General features: G+C 75.1%; 16 protein-coding genes. 8 read left to right on the forward strand and 8 right to left on the reverse strand.

The window, feature by feature from the left end:
* A partial coding sequence (locus WDV86_RS02960) for an alpha/beta fold hydrolase (RefSeq protein WP_339566102.1) occupies positions 1-776 on the reverse strand: 776 nt, incomplete at its 3' end.
* 303 nt (positions 777-1,079) lie between these two features.
* Between WDV86_RS02960 and pyrH the strand changes: the two genes are divergently transcribed.
* From pyrH to WDV86_RS02980, 4 genes are all read left to right on the forward strand, one after another.
* Positions 1,080-1,772, forward strand: a complete 693-nt coding sequence (gene pyrH / locus WDV86_RS02965) for a UMP kinase (protein ID WP_339566117.1) — start codon at positions 1,080-1,082, stop codon at positions 1,770-1,772.
* A gap of 87 nt (positions 1,773-1,859) precedes the next feature.
* Positions 1,860-2,417, forward strand: a complete 558-nt coding sequence (gene frr, locus WDV86_RS02970) for a ribosome recycling factor (RefSeq protein WP_339566103.1) — start codon at positions 1,860-1,862, stop codon at positions 2,415-2,417.
* An 83-nt stretch (positions 2,418-2,500) separates the two neighbouring features.
* Complete coding sequence (locus tag WDV86_RS02975) at positions 2,501-3,445, forward strand: phosphatidate cytidylyltransferase (RefSeq protein ID WP_339566104.1); 945 nt, start codon at positions 2,501-2,503, stop codon at positions 3,443-3,445.
* Positions 3,442-4,023 (forward strand): histidine phosphatase family protein, encoded by a 582-nt coding sequence (locus WDV86_RS02980; protein ID WP_339566105.1) that lies wholly within the window; start codon positions 3,442-3,444, stop codon positions 4,021-4,023. The genes WDV86_RS02975 and WDV86_RS02980 overlap by 4 nt, the downstream gene beginning before the upstream one ends.
* 21 nt (positions 4,024-4,044) lie before the next feature.
* On the opposite strand, the gene WDV86_RS02985 is transcribed toward WDV86_RS02980, so the two are convergent.
* Genes WDV86_RS02985 through WDV86_RS02995 form a run of 3 tightly spaced genes read right to left on the reverse strand, consistent with a single transcriptional unit; the run spans position 4,045 to position 6,148 of the window.
* Positions 4,045-4,440, reverse strand: a complete 396-nt coding sequence (locus tag WDV86_RS02985) for a hypothetical protein (RefSeq protein WP_339566106.1) — start codon at positions 4,438-4,440, stop codon at positions 4,045-4,047.
* On the reverse strand, positions 4,433-5,566 hold the full coding sequence (locus tag WDV86_RS02990) for a serine hydrolase domain-containing protein (protein ID WP_339566107.1): 1,134 nt from the start codon (positions 5,564-5,566) through the stop codon (positions 4,433-4,435). Before WDV86_RS02990 ends, WDV86_RS02985 begins: the two co-directional genes overlap by 8 nt.
* A gap of 54 nt (positions 5,567-5,620) precedes the next feature.
* Positions 5,621-6,148 carry a winged helix-turn-helix domain-containing protein gene (locus WDV86_RS02995; RefSeq protein WP_339566108.1) on the reverse strand — a complete coding sequence of 176 codons (528 nt, stop codon included), beginning with the start codon at positions 6,146-6,148 and terminating at the stop codon, positions 5,621-5,623.
* A 201-nt stretch (positions 6,149-6,349) separates the two neighbouring features.
* Between WDV86_RS02995 and rlmN the strand changes: the two genes are divergently transcribed.
* On the forward strand, positions 6,350-7,585 hold the full coding sequence (gene rlmN, locus WDV86_RS03000) for a 23S rRNA (adenine(2503)-C(2))-methyltransferase RlmN (protein WP_445262917.1): 1,236 nt from the start codon (positions 6,350-6,352) through the stop codon (positions 7,583-7,585).
* 45 nt (positions 7,586-7,630) lie between these two features.
* On the forward strand, positions 7,631-8,260 hold the full coding sequence (locus WDV86_RS03005) for a DivIVA domain-containing protein (protein ID WP_339566109.1): 630 nt from the start codon (positions 7,631-7,633) through the stop codon (positions 8,258-8,260).
* A gap of 108 nt (positions 8,261-8,368) precedes the next feature.
* Here the strand turns inward: WDV86_RS03005 and WDV86_RS03010 are convergent, their stop codons facing one another.
* The 3 genes from WDV86_RS03010 to WDV86_RS03020 all read right to left on the reverse strand — a co-directional run bounded on the left by WDV86_RS03010 (position 8,369) and on the right by WDV86_RS03020 (position 11,254).
* Positions 8,369-8,773, reverse strand: a complete 405-nt coding sequence (locus WDV86_RS03010) for a pyridoxamine 5'-phosphate oxidase family protein (RefSeq protein ID WP_339566110.1) — start codon at positions 8,771-8,773, stop codon at positions 8,369-8,371.
* A gap of 43 nt (positions 8,774-8,816) precedes the next feature.
* On the reverse strand, positions 8,817-10,571 hold the full coding sequence (locus WDV86_RS03015) for a gamma-glutamyltransferase family protein (RefSeq protein ID WP_445262918.1): 1,755 nt from the start codon (positions 10,569-10,571) through the stop codon (positions 8,817-8,819).
* 161 nt (positions 10,572-10,732) lie between these two features.
* Positions 10,733-11,254 carry a GNAT family N-acetyltransferase gene (locus WDV86_RS03020; protein ID WP_339566112.1) on the reverse strand — a complete coding sequence of 174 codons (522 nt, stop codon included), beginning with the start codon at positions 11,252-11,254 and terminating at the stop codon, positions 10,733-10,735.
* Positions 11,255-11,428: 174 nt separating this feature from the next.
* On the opposite strand from WDV86_RS03020, the gene dxr reads away from it, so the two are divergent.
* A complete protein-coding gene (dxr, locus tag WDV86_RS03025; RefSeq protein WP_445262919.1) occupies positions 11,429-12,760 on the forward strand; it encodes a 1-deoxy-D-xylulose-5-phosphate reductoisomerase in 1,332 nt (443 codons plus the stop codon).
* Positions 12,757-14,112 carry a M50 family metallopeptidase gene (locus WDV86_RS03030; protein WP_339566114.1) on the forward strand — a complete coding sequence of 452 codons (1,356 nt, stop codon included), beginning with the start codon at positions 12,757-12,759 and terminating at the stop codon, positions 14,110-14,112. Before dxr ends, WDV86_RS03030 begins: the two co-directional genes overlap by 4 nt.
* 195 nt (positions 14,113-14,307) lie before the next feature.
* Here the strand turns inward: WDV86_RS03030 and WDV86_RS03035 are convergent, their stop codons facing one another.
* Positions 14,308-14,676: a hypothetical protein gene (locus WDV86_RS03035; protein WP_339566115.1), complete on the reverse strand. Its 369-nt coding sequence runs from the start codon at positions 14,674-14,676 to the stop codon at positions 14,308-14,310.
* Between the last annotated feature and the right edge of the window lie 1,068 nt (positions 14,677-15,744).

Raw genomic sequence — 15,744 nt, forward strand, 5'->3', positions numbered from 1 at the left:
TGCGGCGCCTCCAGCGCCGTAAGGTGCCCCGAGCCGGGGACGACGACGAGCTCGGCGTCCGGGCGGACCTCCTGCATCTGCCGTCCGCGGACGTCCGCGGGTGTCGCCTCGTCGGCCTCGCCGAAGAGCAGCAGGACGGGCGCCGGGAGGTCACGCAGCGCCGCCGTCGTGTCCTCGCGCGCCGCCAGCGCCCGGCACACCCACGCCACGTCCGCTGGGTCCTGGCCGCGGATGGTCGCGGCGACCTTCTCGGCCAGCTCGGGCCGCTCACGGCGGGCCCGCGCGGACAGGCCCTCCTCGACCGAGCCCATGACGGCGTCGAGCCCCTCCGCGCCGAGGAGCCGCTCCGCCGTCGCACGCCGCTCGTCGGGGTCGTCCGGCGGCCCGACCTGCGTCGACGTGCTGAGCATCGCCAGCGCCGCGACCCGCTCGGGTGCCCGCCCGGCGAGCGCCGCCGCGACGTAGCCGCCCGTGGACAGGCCGACGACGACGGCGGACGACGCCTCCTCGGCGTCCAGCAGCGCCAGCGCGCCGTCGACGGCGACGTCCAGGCTCGGCGAGGCCCCGCCGGGGACGGGCGAGCCGAGCCCGGGCAGGTCGGCGGCGGCGACCCGGCACGTGGGCGCGAGCAGCGGCACGACGTCGTCCCACATCGAGCGGTCCAGCGGGAAGGCGTGCAGCAGCAGGACGAGAGGGGCGCCTGGCCCCGGGCCGTCGGTGACGCTCGCGGCGAGCGGCGACGCCGGGGGGTCGACGGGGGCCTGCGACGGGCTCATGGGTGTTCCTCCTCGTGGCTGGCCGGCGGGGCCCTGCTGATCGGGCACACTGCACCGGCACGACGTCACCGTCGCACGCCGCCGGGCGCGCGCAACGCAGCACCCGGCCCGGCCACCCGCCACCGGGCGGGCGCCCGTCCCGAGCGGGAGACCCCCGCGCCACCGGACCCGAGGAGCCCCGTGAGCACGACCACGACGCCGCCCCCCCAGGACGCACCGTCCACGACGAGCGGGGGGCAGGAGGGCGCGACCACCCATGAGGGCTCGTCGGGCGGCCCGGCCCCGAGCGCACGTCCCCGTCGCGTGCTGCTCAAGTTGTCGGGGGAGACCTTCGGCGGCGGGGCGACGGGCGTGGACCCCGACGTGGTCAACCGCGTCGCGGCCGAGATCGCCGAGGCGGTGCTCGACGGCGTCCAGGTCTCCGTCGTCGTCGGCGGCGGCAACTTCTTCCGCGGCGCCGAGCTGGCCCAGGCCGGCATGGACCGCTCGCGGGCGGACTACATGGGGATGCTCGGGACGGTGATGAACGCCCTCGCGCTGCAGGACTTCCTGGAGCAGAAGGGCGTCGAGACGCGCGTGCAGAGCGCCATCACGATGGGCCAGGTCGCCGAGGCGTACATCCCCCGCCGCGCGATCCGGCACCTGCAGAAGGGCCGCGTCGTCATCTTCGGTGCCGGCGCCGGCATGCCCTTCTTCTCCACCGACACCGTCGCCGCCCAGCGTGCGCTGGAGACCCACGCCGACGTCGTCCTCATGGCCAAGAACGGGGTCGACGCCGTCTACACCGCCGACCCGCGCAGCGACCCCTCCGCGGAGCGGCTGGAGCACCTCACCTACGAGGACGCGCTCGTGCGGGGCCTGAAGGTGCTCGACGCGACGGCCTTCAGCCTCTGCATGGACAACGGGCTGCCGATGGTCGTCTTCGGCATGGGGGACGGCGACGTGGCGGCGGCGGTCCGGGGTGAGAAGATCGGCACCCTCGTCGAGGTGGCCTGACCGGCCCTCGACACGTGGGATGTGCCGGGAGCGTGGGCGCCGCCCCGCAGCCGCCGGCACGACGACGCCAGACCGAAGGAGCCCGGAGTGATCGACGACACCCTTCTCGACGCGGAGGAGAAGATGGACCGGGCCGTCGAGGTCGCCAAGGAGGACCTCGCGGCGATCCGCACCGGCCGCGCCAACCCGGCGATGTTCTCCAAGGTGATGGTCGACTACTACGGCGCGCCGACGCCGCTGCAGCAGCTGGCGTCCGTGCAGGCCCCCGAGGCCCGCACCGTGCTCGTCAGCCCCTTCGACCGCAGCACCCTCGGCTCGGTCGAGCGAGCGCTGCGCGACTCCGACCTCGGGGTCAACCCGAGCAACGACGGCGTCGTCATCCGGCTGCAGATGCCCGAGCTCACGCAGGAGCGCCGCCGCGACTACGTCAAGCTGGCGCGGACCAAGGGCGAGGACGGCAAGATCACCGTCCGGGGCGTCCGGCGCCGGGCCAAGGAGGAGCTCGACCGCATCGTGAAGGACGGCGAGGCGGGCGAGGACGAGGTCGGCCGCGCCGAGAAGGAGCTGGAGCGGCTGACGAAGGCCCACGTCGACGCCATCGACGACATGCTCAAGCGCAAGGAGAACGACCTCCTCGACGTGTGAGCCGCCGGCCAGCCACCCTCGGCGCCCTGCGGCGCCACCCTCCCCGTCGACGGCGCCGGGGAGCGCAGCGCGAGAGGAGTCGCGTGCCCGACGACGGTCGGACGACCAGCAGCACCCCGACGGGTCCCGCGACGGACCACGGCCACGGGGCCGCGTCGCCTGCTGCGCAGGGGGCGGCCGCCGCGGCGACGACGTCGCCGTCCGAGGCGCCCCGCCGGCGCAGCGCGGGGCGTGACCTGCCGGCGGCCATCGGCGTGGGGCTGCTCATCGCGGGGGTCAGCGTCGGGACGCTGCTCGTGCTCCGGGAGGCCTTCCTCGTCCTGCTCGTCGTCGTCATCGCCGCGGGGGTGCTCGAGGTGTCGGCGGCCCTGCGCACCCGCCAGCTCGTCGTCCCCCGCACCCCCGTCCTCGTCGGGGGGACGGTCCTGCTCGTGGCCGCCTTCGTCCAGGGCGCCGAGGCGGCCCTCGTCGTCTACGGGCTGACGTGCGTGGCGGTCGTGGCCTGGCGTGTGGCCGAGGGCCGCGACGGCGCCGTCCGTGACGTCACGGCCGGCCTGCTCGTGCTCTCCTGGCTGCCGCTGCTGGCGTCCACGGCCGTCCTCACCCTGGCCGAGCCCGACGGGCAGCTGCGGGTCCTCGTCTTCGTCGCCGCCGTCGTCGGCAGCGACGTGGGCGGCTACGCCGCCGGCGCGACCCTCGGGCGGCACCCGCTGGCGCCGTCGGTGAGCCCGAAGAAGTCGTGGGAGGGGCTGGCCGGCTCCGTCCTCGTGTCGTTGACCGTGGGTGCCGTCCTCGTCGTCGTCCTGCTCGGCGGCCCGTGGTGGGCCGGCGTCGTCCTCGGCGCCCTCGTGGGGCTCACGGCCACCTTCGGCGACCTCGCCGAGTCCATGCTCAAGCGCGACCTCGGCATCAAGGACATGGGCCGCTGGCTGCCCGGCCACGGCGGGATCATGGACCGTCTCGACTCGCTCGTCGTGACGGCGCCGATGGCGTGGCTGGTGCTGGCCCTCCTGGTGCCGGTCCCGTGAGCGGGACGTCGTCCGGGACGGTGCTGCACCTCGTGCGGCACGGCCGCCCGCTCGTCGACCCCTCGCGCGAGCCGTCGACCTGGGGTCTGGACCCGGAGCACGTCGACGGGCTCGCCGCGCTGCGTGGCAGCGGGGTGCTGCCGATGGGGGCTCGCTGGGTCAGCTCCGACGAGCCCAAGGCGCGTGAGAGCGCCGAGATGCTGACCGACGGGCCCGTCGCCCTCGACGCGGCGCTGCGCGAGCAGGCCCGTCCCGCCGGGTGGCTGGAGGACTACGCCCTCCGCATCCACCGGTCCCTCGTCCACCAGGAGACCTCGGCGGCCCCGGGGTGGGAGACGGCGGCCAGCACGTGCGCGCGGGTCGCCGCCGCCGTCCGCGACCATCGCGAGCGGGCTGCCGCGGACGGCGTCCGGGATCTCGTCCTCGTGGGGCACGGGACGGCGTGGACGCTGCTGGTCGCCGACCTGACCGGTCGCCCCGTCGACCTCGCTGCGTGGGAACGGCTGCAGCTGCCCGACGCGTGCACGCTCGTCGGCGACCAGCTCCGGCGACGCTGGGGAGCCTGGCGAGAGAGCTGAGGCCCCGCCCTGGGCGGTCGCTCAGGCCGCCAGGGCGAGCGCCGCGCCCGCCAGCACGGCCGTCACCACCGCCGACGTGACGCGCGTCCTCGGGTGCAGCCGCCCGCGGGCGTCCGGGGCCAGCGCCGGCAGCGCCGGCAGCGCCAGCGCCCCGCCGACGAGCACGAGCGCGCCGGCCACGGCGGCCAGGCCCCACAGCAGCGTCGGGACGACGTCCCAGGGCACGAGCACTGCGGCCGCCACCAGCGCCAGCACGGCGCCCGCCACCTGCTCGAGCAGCTGCCAGCGGTCGCGCAGCAGCGGCAGCGCCCGTCCCTGCGGCGCACCGAGCAGGCGTCGGGCCGTCCCCACGGCGGGGACGAGGCAGAGGAGGACGAGGAGGCCGCCGGCGACGACGGCGGGGAAGAGCTCACGCACCAGGGGCCTCCAGCAGCAGCGAGAGGGCGGCGTCGTCGACGGAGCGCGTGGTCGTGGCGAGCACGACGACGGCGCGCCCCCGCTCGCGGTCGAGGCCGACGAAGGTGCTCGTGCCGCCCGTCCCGCCGTTGTGCCACGTGACGAGGTGCTCCTCGCCGGTGTCGTCCTCCAGGGGGGAGGTGATCCAGTGCAGGCCGATCTCGCGGTCGCCGGTGTACGCCGTGACGGGCTCCAGGGCGGCGGCCCCCGGGGCGCTGCCGTCGAGCAGGGCGGTGGCCAGGGCCGCGAGGTCCTCGGCGCTCGACCAGGGCCCGACGCCGGCGGGGGCGTACCCCGGCGCCGTCCAGGCCTCGACGGCGCGGCCGTTCGCCCGCACCGGCTGCGCGCCGCCGGCCGGCACCTCCTCGGGCGTCGTCGCGACGCTCGTGGCGCTCATCCCGACCGGCTCGGCGAGCCGCTCGGCGAGCAGGTCCGGCCACGGCCGGCCCGCCCGCTCGGCGAGGGCGAGCCCGAGGACGGCCGCGCCGAGGTTGGAGTAGGCGGGCTCCGACCCGCCGGGCGCACCGGCCTCGGCGGCCGCGGCCAGGACGTCGGCGGGGGTCTCGTCGTAGGGGTCGGCCCCGCTCCACCGGTTCAGGAGGCCGGGGAGGAAGGAGCCGGGCGGCAGCCGCGGCAGCCCGGAGCGGTGGGTCGCCAGCTCGACCAGCGTCGCGTCGGCGCCCACCAGCGGGGTCCCCGGCAGCAGGACGCCGACCGGCTCGTCGAGGTCCACCTCACCGCGCTCGACCATGTCGGCGAGCAGGAGGCCGTCGAGGGCCTTGGCGACCGAGCCGGTCTCGAAGGGCGTCGCCGGGTGCACCGGGTCGCTGCCGGCGCCGGCGGTCGTGCCGACGGCGGCGAGGCGGACCTGCTGGCCCGCCGGCGCGGCGGTGTCGACGACGGCCACCGACAACGCGCGGACGCCGCCGGCGCCGAGGGCCTGCATGGCCCGGGCGGCGAGGTCGACGTCGCCGGTGACGGGCGCGTCGTCCAGCGTGGGGGGTCTCGGGCCGACGGCCAGGGCGGCGCCGACGCCGAGGGCGAGCGACGCGCCGAGGGCGACGGCGAGGAGGCTTCTCGGGCCCATGGCGGCTCCTTCGGTGCTGTGGTCCCGCGCGACGGCGGGCGGAGAGGGAGGCGGTCAGCGCCGGCACACGGCGAGGACGGCGAGCAGCGGCACGACGCGGGCGACCGGCACCTCGTAGGCGCCGCGGGGCCCGGTGGCGGCCCGCTGCAGCCAGCCGGCGGCGACGAGCTGGCGCAGGTGGTGGTTGGTCTGCCCGCTGGTCCCGACGCCGGGCAGCCCGGTGAGCTCGGCCGCCGTCACGCTCCCGTGCAGGACGGCGTGCAGCAGCCGCAGCCGCACCGGGTGCCCGAGGGCGGCCAGGACGGGCGCGCTGGCCTCCCAGTCCCCGTCGAGCACGGCGCTCGCCGGGTAGCCCTCCTGCCACTCGGCCCGGCCGCCGGTCGGCAGCCGCGTCAGGCCGGTGACGAGGACGCCGTCGCCGTCGCTGCGGGCTCGCAGGCCCTCCAGCGCCCAGAACGTCGACCCGTCGGTCGCCGCGGACCCGCCGACGGGTCGTGCGGTCTCCCGCTCGGCCTCCAGAGCGGCGAGACGGGACTCGACCCGGGCCAGCCGGTCGACCAGGTCGTCGGCCGTCGCGTCCACGACGACGAGCCTGACGCAGTGACGTCAAGACGTCAAGACGTCAAGATGACGTGCTGACGTCTCGCGGTGGCTCGTCGCCGCGGCGCGCGGGCGAGCGTCCCCGGTCGGTCTCCCTCGTCGGCGTGCGGGGACGTCGGCGCCCGGCTCGTCGCGTCGACTCCGACCGGTCGACCGCCGCGTCCGTGGGACCCTGGAGGGGCCATGAGCCCTGCCCCCGGTCAGCTGACCTTCTCCGCCCCGCGCCGCGGCAAGCCGCCGCGCCACCTCGCCGACCTGACGCCCGACGAGCGCGCCGCCGCCGTCGTCGAGCTGGGCCTGCCGGCCTTCCGCGCCAAGCAGCTGTCGACGCACTACTTCGAGCGGCTCGTCGTCGACCCGGCGCAGATGACGGACCTGCCGAAGGCGCGCCGCGAGGAGCTGGTGTCCGCGCTGCTGCCGCCGCTGCTGACGCCGGTCCGGGAGATGGCCGCCGACGGCGGGGACACGCGCAAGAACCTGTGGCGTCTGCACGACGGCGCGCTCGTCGAGAGCGTGCTCATGCGCTACCCGGGCCGGGTCACGCTCTGCCTGTCGAGCCAGGCCGGCTGCGGCATGAACTGCCCGTTCTGCGCTACCGGCCAGGCCGGGCTGACGCGCAACCTCTCGACGGCCGAGATCGTCGAGCAGGTCGTCGCCGCGGCCCGCTCGCTCGTCGCCGAGGCGGCGGGGCCGGGGGACGCGGGGGAGGACGGGGCCGTCGCCGAGGCGCTGCGGGTCAGCAACGTCGTCTTCATGGGCATGGGGGAGGCGCTCGCGAACTACCGCAGCGCGCTGGCCGCGGTGCGCCGCATGGTCGCGCCGGCGCCGGACGGCCTGGGGATGTCGGCGCGCGGCATCACGATGTCGACGGTCGGGCTCGTGCCGGCCATCGACAGGCTGGCCGCCGAGGGCATCCCCATGACGCTCGCGCTGAGCCTGCACGCGCCCGACGACGAGCTGCGCGACGAGCTGGTGCCCATCAACACGCGCTGGAAGGTGGGAGAGGCCCTCGACGCCGCCCGCCGCTACTTCGAGGCGACCGGCCGCCGCGTCTCCATCGAGTACGCGCTCATCCGCGACGTCAACGACCAGGCCTGGCGCGCGGACCTCCTCGGGACGGAGCTGAACCGGCGCGGGCGGGGCTGGGTGCACGTCAACCCCATCCCGCTCAACCCGACGCCGGGCTCACGGTGGACGGCGTCCGACCCGCGCGTCGAGCGCACCTTCGTCGAGCGGCTGCGCGCCCACGGCGTCCCCACGACCGTCCGGGACACCCGCGGCCGTGACATCGACGGCGCGTGCGGCCAGCTCGCCGCGAGCGACCTGGCCCAGCCGGGACCAGACGCCGGCGCAGGTGGGCCGGGGCCGAGGACGTCGGGTCCGGTGTCCGTCGAGCTGGGCACGCCCGCTCCTCGCTGAGTCGTTGCTCTCCTGCGCCTGGCACCTCTGGCAGAGTCCGACGCCGTGAGCCTCTTCCCCCGCGTCGGCCGGCTCGCGCGCGGGTACGACGTCGAGGAGGTCGACGCCTTCTTCGCCGGCGCCCGGGAGGCCTACGAGCGGGTAGGACCGGTTCCCGCGTCGCCTCCCACGGCGGCGTCCGCCTCGGCCGGCGCCCAGGCGCCGACCTCCTCGCCACCAGGCGGCACGCTCGACCTCAGCGCCGCCGAGGTCCGGTCGGCCACCTTCGGCCTGCGGCGCCGCGGGTACGACGTCACGCGCGTCGACGCGGCGCTGGCCCGCCTGGCCGACGCCGTCGCCCGGCACGAGCGCGAGACCTCCATCGCGCGGCGCGGCCGCGAGGCCTACCTGGAGGAGCTGGCCGCGCTGGCTCGCGTCGTCGCCCGCCGGGTGCGCCGGGTCCCGGGCGAGCGTGTCTCCCGGGCGACGGGCCTGCACCGCGGGTACCACGTCGGCGACGTCGACGAGCTCTGCGACCGCCTGAAGGCCTACTTCGACGACGGCGAGGCCCTGGCCGTCGAGGACGTCAGGGGCGCGGTCTTCCGCAGCCGGCGCGGCCGGCGCGGCTACGCGGAGGCGTCCGTCGACGCCCTGCTCGACCGCGCCGTCGCCGTCATGGTCACGGCGCCGGACTGAGTCCCTGCGGACCGAGGGGGTCGTCCAGCACGGAGGCCATGAGCGCCATGTCCGCACGGTAGTCCGCCGCCGACCAGATCGGCGCTCGTCGGCCGACGAGAGCGCGGCTCACCCCTGCGGCGCCGGCACCCGCCCGAGCACCCGGTCGACGGTGATGGCGAGGACGACGCGGCGCGGGTTCTCGCGCGGCACCCGGTAGCGGGCGGCGTAGCGCTCCTCGCCCTCCCGGACGTCGGCGGCGCCCGTGAGCACCGCGACCGGCCCTTCCAGGGTGAGCCAGCGCCCGCCGTCGACCTGGCACACGGCCGCGCGTCCGCCGCGGCCCGCCAGGCGGGCCTTCACCGAGTCGCCGGAGGTGATGACGCGCGCGAGCCCGCGCTCGTCGTCCCACGTGAAGCCGACCGGGACGACGTGCGGGCTGCCGTCGCGCCGCAGCGAGGTGAGCGTCGCCAGGTGCCGCTCGGCGAGGAACTCCAGGACGTGCGGCGGCAGCGCGGCGGGGTCCAGACTCACGAGCCCGAGCCTGCCACCCGCAGGTCGGCCGAGGTGACGGTGCTCAGCGCCCGACGGCGTACCCCTGGTCCCCGCGCGGGTTGGCGGCGGCCTGGAGCAGCCCCGTCGCGGGGTCGCGGGTGACGACCGACAGGCGTCCCAGCGACCAGTCCCCGGCGCGGGTGACGACGTGCCCGCGCCGCTCCAGCGAGGCGATGACGTCCTCGCCGAGGCGGTCCTCGACGACGGCGCCGCCCGGGGTCCACGTGCGCGGCCAGAAGGAGCCGGCCATCGACGTCGTGTGCAGCGCCGGCGCGTCGATCGCCTGCTGCGGGGTGTACCCGCCGAGCAGCGTCCGGAGCAGGTAGAGCAGCTGCCACTGGTCCTGCTGGTCCCCGCCGGGCGAGCCGAGCCCCGCGACGCACCGGCCGTCGCGCAGCACCAGCGTCGGCGTGAGCGTCGTGCGCGGGCGCCGTCCGGGTCGGAGCGTCGACGGCGACCCGGGCTCCAGCCAGGTCATCTGCAGCCGGGTGCCCAGGCAGAACCCGAGGCCGGGCACGACGGGGGAGGACTGCAGCCACCCGCCCGACGGCGTCGCCGAGACGACCGTGCCCCAGCGGTCGACGACGTCGAGGTGGCAGGTGTCCCCGCGGGTCTCGCCCGAGCGGGAGACGGTCGGCTCGCCCGTCGCGCCGCCCGCGCCCGAGGCGTCGTAGCTCTCCCGCAGCGGCGGCAGGACGGGCGTGCGGCCGTCGGGGGAGCCGGGCCGCAGCTCGTGGCTCGCCTCCTCGCCGACGAGCTCGCGCCGCTGCGCCGTGTAGGCGCGCGAGAGCAGCGTGGCGAGCGGGACCTGCTCGTTGGCGGGGTCCTCGGGGCCGGGGTCGCCGTACCAGCAGTCCCGGTCGGCGAGGGCGAGCTTCTGGGCCTCCAGCACGACGTGGGCGCCGTCCGGGGTCGAGGGGTCGACGTCGGCCGGGGCGAAGCCCTCCAGCAGCGCGAGCGACTGCAGCAGGGCCGGTCCCTGCCCCCACGCGCCCGTCTTGGCGACGGTGACGCCCATGACGTCGAGGGTCGCGGCGTCCTCGAAGCCGGCGGAGAACTCGGCCATGTCCTCCCCGCGCAGCACCCCGGCGTGGTCGGTGCCCGTGGAGTGGCGGTGCGGACGGCGGACGAAGGCGTCGACGGCGTCGGCCACGAAGCCCTCGCCCCACGCCGAGCGCGCGCACTCGATGCGCGCCTCCCGCGAGGGCCGGCCGCTCCCGGCGTGCACGAGGCGGTCGAGCACCTCGGCGTAGGCGGGGTTGGTGTGCAGCGACCCGGGCGTCGGGGGAGCGCCGTCCACCAGCCACAGCTCGGCCGACGTCGGCCAGTGCTCGGCGAACAGCGGTGCGACGGCGGAGACCGTGGCGCTGACCCGCGGCAGCACCGGGTAGCCGTGGCGGGCGTACCCGGTGGCGGGGGCCAGGACGTCGGCGAGCTCCCACGTGCCGAGGTCGCGCAGCAGCACGAGCCAGGCGTCGACGGCGCCCGGCACGGCGGCGGCCAGGGCCCCGGCCCCGGGCACGAGGTCGAGGCCCTCGCCGCGGTAGTGCTCCGGCGTGGCGCCGGCCGGTGCGGGCCCCTGGCCCATGAGCACCCGGACGGGCGCGCCATCGGCGGTGGCCACGAGCCCTATCACGTCGCCGCCGGGCCCGTTGAGGTGCGGCTCGACGACGTGCAGGACGAAGGCGGCGGCGCACGCGGCGTCGACGGCGGTACCGCCGCGCTCCAGGACCGACATCGCCGTGCCCGAGGCAAGCCAGTGCGTCGTCGCCGCCATGCCGAAGGTGCCCTGCAGCGTGGGGCGGGTCGGCTGCTCGGCGGCCGACGGCGGGGTGACGAAGGCCGACGTCGTCGTGCGTGCTCCCACGGTGGTGGCTCTCCTCGTCGGTCGTGCGGCTGGTCCGCCCCTGCGGCGCGCGACGCTACGTGCTCCTGCCCTCACCGCGGCTCGGGCGGGGCAGGTCCGTCCTGCGGTCCCTCCCCGAGCGTCCGGCTGAGCCACGCGACGTCGTGCCAGCCGTCGAGCTTCCAGCCCGCCCGCGGCAGCAGGGCCACGCGGCGGTACCCGAGGCTCGCGTGCAGGGCCTCGCTCGCCGGGTTGGGCTGGGCGACGGCGGCCATCGCCGTGAGCAGGCCACGGTCGGTGAGGCGGCGCAGCAGCTCGCCGTACAGCCGGCGGCCGGTGCCGCGCCCGGTCGCGGCGGAGGCGAGGTAGACCGTCGTCTCGCAGGTCCAGCGGTACGCCGGGCGAGGCCGGAAGGCGCTGGCGTAGGCGAAGCCGACGACGCGCCCGCCCTCCTCGGCGACCAGCCACGCGTGCCGCTGCTGCGCGACGGCGATGCGCCGGGCGGTCTCGGCGACGCCGGGCGGGTCGACCTCGAAGGTCGCCCAGCCGCCGAGCACGTGCTCGGCGTAGATCTCCGCGCAGGCCGCGGCGTCCTCGGGCGTGGCGTCGCGCACGCGGGCATCCTCGCTACCCGCGGTCGCGCCGGCACCTGGCGGGGGAGCGGCCATGTCGCCGACCCGCCGTAGCGGGGAGCTGGAGGGGAACGTCGCCGCTTCGCCCCCTCGCGTGCCTGACGCGCCTCACCCCGGGGTCTCCCAGGGCGCGGTGGCACCATCGCGGTCGTGAGCGTGACGACGTCCGACGCCGACCCGGTGATCCCTGCGACGCCGCGGCGGGTCGTCGTCCTCGGCTCGACGGGGTCCATCGGCGTCCAGGCGCTCGACGTCGTCGCCGCTGCGCCGGGGCGCTTCCGCGTCGTCGCGCTCGCCGCGGGCGGGTCCGACCCGGCGCTGCTGGCGCGCCAGGCGCTCGCGAGCGGTGCCGAGCACGTCGCCGTCGCCGACGAGCGCGCGCTCCCGGCCCTGCGCGAGCACCTCGCGGACGCCGCGCGCGCCGCCGGCCGCCCCGGGTGGTCGCCGCAGGTCGACGCCGGCGCGGACGCCGTCACGCGGGCGGCCGCGCTGCCCGCCGACGTCGTGCTCAACGGCATCACCGGCTCGGTCGGGCTCGCGCCGACGCTCGCCGCGCTGGACGCGGCCGCACCTGGCGGAGCCGCGGAGGGCGCCGTCCTCGCGCTGGCCAACAAGGAGTCCCTCGTCGTCGGCGGACCGCTCGTGCTGGCGGCCGCCGAGCGCGCCGGGGGGATGGCCCGCGCCGTCGTCCCGGTCGACTCCGAGCACTCCGCGATCGCCCAGTGCCTGCGCGGCGGACGCACGCAGGAGGTGCGCCGGCTCGTGCTCACCGCCAGCGGCGGGCCGTTCCGGGGCTGGTCGCGCGAGCGGCTCGAGGGCGTCACGGCGGCGCAGGCCCTGGCGCACCCGACGTGGGTCATGGGCCCGGTGGTGACGACCAACTCGGCGACGCTGATGAACAAGGGGCTCGAGGTGCTCGAGGCGCACCTGCTCTTCGGCCTGCCGATGAGCCGGGTCGACGTCGTCGTCCACGCGCAGTCCGTCGTCCACTCGATGGTCGAGTTCTGCGACGGCTCGACGCTGGCCCAGGCCTCGCCGCCGGACATGCGCCTGCCCATCGCGCTCGGCCTCGGCTGGCCCGACCGGGTGCCGGACGCCGGCCCCGGCTGCGACTGGTCCACCGCCCAGTCGTGGACCTTCGAGCCGCTCGACGACGACGCCTTCCCCGCCGTCCGCCTCGCCCGCGCCGTGGGGGAGGCCGGCGGGACGGCGCCGGCGGTCTACAACGCCGCCAACGAGGAGTGCGTCGGGGCCTTCCTCGCCGGGCGCACGTCCTTCCTCAGCATCGTCGACACCGTCGCCCGGGTGGTCGACGACGCCAGCTCGGCGCCCGACGCAGCCGCCGACGTCACGGGCGAGCTGCTGACCCTCGACGACGTCCTCGGCGCCGAGCGGTGGGCGCGGGCCCGCGCGCGCGAGCTGCTGGGCGTCGGACCTGCCTCTGCACCTGAGGTCGAGACCCGTGCGACGGCGGGGAGCACGCGGTGACCGTCACGTGGAGCCTCGCGACGGTCGGCTTCCTCGTCGTCGGCGTGCTCGTCTTCGTCGTCGGTCTCGCGCTCTCGATCGCGCTGCACGAGGTCGGGCACCTGCTGCCGGCGAAGAAGTTCGGCGTCAAGGTCACCCAGTACATGGTCGGCTTCGGCCCGACGATCTGGTCGCGGCAGCGGGGGGAGACCGAGTACGGCGTCAAGGCCATCCCGCTCGGCGGCTACATCCGGATGATCGGGATGTTCCCGCCGCGGCGCGGGGAGGACCCGGGCGTGGTGCGCGAGTCCTCCACGGGCATCTTCCAGACGATGGCCGACGACGCCCGGCGCTTGTCCGCCGAGGAGGTCGGCCCGGAGGACGCCCACCGCGCCTTCTGGCGGCTACCGGTCCACCAGCGCGTGATCATCATGCTCGGTGGTCCGACGATGAACCTGCTCATCGCCGTCGTGCTGCTCGGGATCCTCACGAGCGTCATCGGCGTGCTGTCGCCGACGACGCGGGTCGCGACGGTCAGCGAGTGCGTCCTGCCGGCGACGTCGACGGCGACGTCCTGCCCGCCGGACGCCCCGCCGACCCCGGCCGCCGAGGCGGGGATCCAGCCGGGGGACCGGATCGCCTCCTTCGACGGGGCCCCGGTCGAGGACTGGGACACCCTGCGCCTTGACATCCGCGACGCCGCGGGGCGGCAGGTGCCCCTCGTCGTCGAGCGGGACGGTGAGCTGCTGGACCTCGTCATCACGCCGATCGCCACGCAGGTGCCGCAGCTCGACGGGGACGGCGCCGTCGTGGTGGACGACGACGGCACGGTGCTCACGCAGGAGGCGGGCTTCCTCGGCGTCTCGCCGGTCTCCGAGGTGACGCCGCAGCCGGTGACCGCGGTGCCGGAGGTCGTCCTCGATCAGGTCGTCGCGGTCGGCGGTGTGGTGCTGACCCTGCCGGTGCGGATGATCGACGTCGCCCAGGCCGCCTTCGGCGACGCCCCGCGTGACCCCGAGGGCCCGATCGGCATCGTCGGGGTGGGGCGGCTGTCGGGGGAGATCGCGGTGATCGACCAGTTCGACCTCACCGACCGGGTCGCCGGTCTGGTCGGGGTGCTGGGCAGCCTCAACGTCGCGCTGTTCGTCTTCAACCTGCTGCCGCTGCTGCCGCTGGACGGCGGCCACGTCGCGGGCGCGCTGTGGGAGGCGCTGCGCCGTCAGGTCGCCCGGCTGCGACGACGGCCCGACCCCGGGCCGGTCGACGTCGCCAAGGCGATGCCGGTGGTCTACGTCGTCACGAGCCTGCTCGTGGTCATGTCGCTGCTGCTGCTGTACGCCGACATCGTGAGGCCGATCTCGCTGCTCGGGTGATCGGAGAGCGAGATGACGCGGAGACTTGTAGGCCACGGTGCGCGGTGAGCCGCCCCGGCGCCCTCGGCCCACCGGAGGCACGAAGAGCCCCTCGCTGACGCTCCAGGTAGGCCACTTCAGACCGACCGCAGACCGCTGACTGAGTCGTCGATGTCCTCGTTCCCGACGCCGAACTCCTCTGGTCGCAACAACTGCTCAGAGGAAACCATCTTCCCTCAAGAGCTTTAGGTAGCCTTGGCTTGTGAAGGCTTGGCAAAAGCTAACGGCAGAACCTGCTGGCGCAAGGTGGAAGATGGCGACGTGGTCCTCGGTGACCACGAATCGAACGATCTCGCTACCCGACCAATCAATTGTCCCCTGGAGAGTGTGTTCTCCGGGTGGGACGTCGACACGGAGCTCGGAGCCGGCGGTGAGTTTCCCGACTACTTTTCCGTCCAGTCGCACCTTATACCGGCGCATGGCATCTCTGTAGCCGCCCGGCGGTCTTCTGACCACGACGGTTGCAGTCATCTTTACCGCCAAGTCAATCGAGTGCTCGGAGGCTTTGAGCGGCCAGACCTGCATCCGCCCCACCTACGGCTGTATAAGCAAGAGCGCCCATGGCTCCCTTTGTGCCGTCAGCGGTACGGCCAGCCTAAGTACTTCTGTTCGACCCGCAGGCGCCCTGAACAAACTCCCCCCCTGGACTACCTCTTATGCAGTCGAGACGGTCAGCCACACGCCAAAGGCCAAAGTCAGGGGTGTGCTGACTGCCATAAGAATTGCGATGGTCAGTGCAGCCCAAGCTAGTCGCGGCGTGGCTTTACGTGCCTGCCTGTCGCTGCGAACGCGATGGATAGCCAAGTAAAGGCCGATGGGCCAGAACATCATGGCGAGAAGCACCATGGCTAGCGGCGAGTTGGCTGCGTCTAGCAGGCTGCTCGACGTTGGGAACTCTCCTTGCTTCTCGGAACTCTCCCCCGAAATTCCGTGCCGCTGCTCCTCGATCAACTGCGCCCAGGTCCGCGGCTGGCGCACTCGGAAGACGTGCATGTCGCCTGCCAGGTCTATGACGGCAAGGCGCAGGAAGGCGCCCCCCCTTCTCAACGCCCTGATGGACCAATCCCTGCCTAGAGTCTTCGTCGATCTTACTTCCGACAGGTGGATTCGCCAGGTATTTGCCGAAAGGGCGACGCTCCGTGTCAGAGCGTTGGGGCGATGCTCGAGCCAGAATGCACGTAGCTCAAGTTCGCCAGGGAGCTCCCAGCGTGGTGTCGAGCGTGTGGCCGGCGTCTTGAAAGTTTCCTCCATGAGGCCCTGCCTAGTTCTTCGTGGGAAGTGGCGAGTGCGGATGCAGCAGGAAGCCCCTTGTGCAGTCGTTGCCCCTTTGGCACCTTGACATCTGCGCAGCTTCTCCGCGGACGATCTGGTCAGCCTTAGCGCTGACGATGCCGCCCGAGCACTGTCCGGCGGCCCTGCCAAGGATGCCAACTGCAATAGCGCCGACTGCGTGTACGGTCGTGCGGCCGTCGACGTAGGCCCCCGCCACCGCGGCGGCAGACGTCACGATTGAACCCCGGGCATTAACGGTGGCCTGTTCGGCCGCATAACCGGGTGTAGGTCGTCCTTGAGTTGGCGGGTGCGCCGGTCCTG

The sequence above is a fragment of the Pseudokineococcus sp. 1T1Z-3 genome, assembly GCF_037482365.1.
GTDB lineage: Bacteria > Actinomycetota > Actinomycetes > Actinomycetales > Quadrisphaeraceae > Pseudokineococcus.

What these genes read in the sequence shown, in the direction of transcription:
- WDV86_RS02990 (WP_339566107.1), bottom strand. Translation starts at nt 5,566, where the DNA reads ATGGGCCCGAGAAGCCTCCTCGCCGTCGCCCTCGGCGCGTCGCTCGCC.
- rlmN (WP_445262917.1), top strand. Translation starts at nt 6,350, where the DNA reads ATGAGCCCTGCCCCCGGTCAGCTGACCTTCTCCGCCCCGCGCCGCGGC.
- WDV86_RS03015 (WP_445262918.1), bottom strand. Translation starts at nt 10,571, where the DNA reads ATGGCGGCGACGACGCACTGGCTTGCCTCGGGCACGGCGATGTCGGTC.
- WDV86_RS03035 (WP_339566115.1), bottom strand. Translation starts at nt 14,676, where the DNA reads ATGCAGGTCTGGCCGCTCAAAGCCTCCGAGCACTCGATTGACTTGGCG.